A 1,559-nucleotide genomic window follows, 5' to 3' on the forward strand; every position below is an offset into this window, starting at 1 on the left:
GCGCTGGAGCGAGCGCAACCTCTTTTCAAGTTCGACGGCCCGCTCCTGCGCGGCGGCGGCGCAATCGCCGAGAACGCCGCGCTGATGCTCGAGCGTGGACAGCCGCACCTGCAGGTCCTGCTGCACCAGCATCTGCGCAGACAGTTTGCCGGTCAGTCTTTCGTTGTGGAGCTGGTAATCCGCGACCTTGGAACGAAGCAGCATGGCGGCCTGTTGCAAGCTGGCGAGCCGCGATGCAACGTCCTCACGCGCCTGCTCTGCGGCTTGCCTGGCGATGATCTCGTCGCGAAATTGCCCCGACACGCGCGCCAGGTTCCGGCCCAGACGCTCGACCTCGACATTCGCTTCGAGGAACCGCGTTGCGCGCTGGCCGGCATGCCTGTCCGCTTGCGCAATGGTCTGCCGTGCCCTGTTGAGTTGGACTTCCAGGTCGGCAATGGTCTTGCTCGCGATCGATAGCTCGCGCGATTTTCGCCCAAGCTCTTTCGAGGTGCGATCCTGCAAGCGCTGCAGCTTCGCCACCTCTTCCTGCAATTCCCATTTGTCGGTATCGGGAGCGTCGGCATCGTGCGTTTGCGCATCAAGCCTGCCCACATCGTGGTCAACCAACGACCACGCCGAGTCGTCACCGGCACGTGGATCCAGCCTGTCGTTGGACAAGGGCGAGGAGCCGCGCATGGCGCGGGCCTGGCTCGAGCCCGTCCGGGCCGAAGTCGAGCCGAGGGAGGCGGCCAGCGTGTCTGACTGGGCCAATCCGGTCACGGGCTCCTCTTCGAAGAGAGGCAAAGCTTGATACGTTGCGGCTCGAATGCTTCGAATCAGTTCGTCGAAGTCTTCGTCGGCCCTTCGGACAACGGCGCTATCCTCCGCACTGATGTGCCGGGCGCCGTTGGCCTCATGATTCAGCGACATTTCTCTCTCATCGCTACCGAATCACTAGATTATCGTGAATTAAGAACAAGAATGCGAGTAGGTTTTATCGGCTTTCACTGGAAATTTCTGCGAGAAATCTCGTTTTTTTATAAGCAGAGATCAATATTCGCGTTTGCCTGCTGGCAACCGAAGTAAACTCCCGGTCACCCACCCGTCAAATATTGCAGCGAAGATGTGCCATTCTCCAGAACCGCACCCTGCCTTTTCTCAGCGCCGCCCCAACAGGCTCTTCATGCGGTTGCGCAGCAGGCGGGCCATGTTGCGGGTCTCGCGGTAGAGGTGCAGTTGCGAGGCGGCCTGGCGGGTGAGGCGGTCGGCATCCGGCGCCAGGCCGATCACCAGCGTGCCCATCGGCTTGCGCTCCGCCCATAGCCGGCTCATCACCGGATGGTCGGGCACCGCGCAGGAATCGGTCATCATGATGTTGGGATCGTCGAGATGCTGCCTGGTCACCTCGATCATCAGCAGCGTGCCGGGCGAATAGCTGGCCAGCGTCTCGTCATAGGCCGTCTTCCAGGTATAGGCGATGCCGGCTTCGACGAAGACGATCAGGCAGGCGATGGTGCGGCCGTCGAGCGTCAGCGAATGGATGCGGCACATGTCCTGTTCGGCCAGCCGGTGCACGG

Annotated in this window: 2 protein-coding genes; both read right to left on the minus strand. The window is 61.8% G+C overall.

What is annotated here, in order from left to right:
• On the minus strand, positions 1-912 hold a 912-nt coding region (locus EN906_RS33680; RefSeq protein WP_164777589.1), incomplete at its 3' end, for a hypothetical protein.
• Between the two features lie 228 nt (positions 913-1,140).
• The coding region (locus EN906_RS33685; protein ID WP_164777590.1) for a GNAT family N-acetyltransferase at positions 1,141-1,559 on the minus strand (419 nt) is incomplete at its 5' end.

It is taken from the genome of Mesorhizobium sp. M7A.F.Ca.CA.004.06.1.1, assembly GCF_003999135.1.
In the GTDB taxonomy this organism is placed as follows: domain Bacteria; phylum Pseudomonadota; class Alphaproteobacteria; order Rhizobiales; family Rhizobiaceae; genus Mesorhizobium.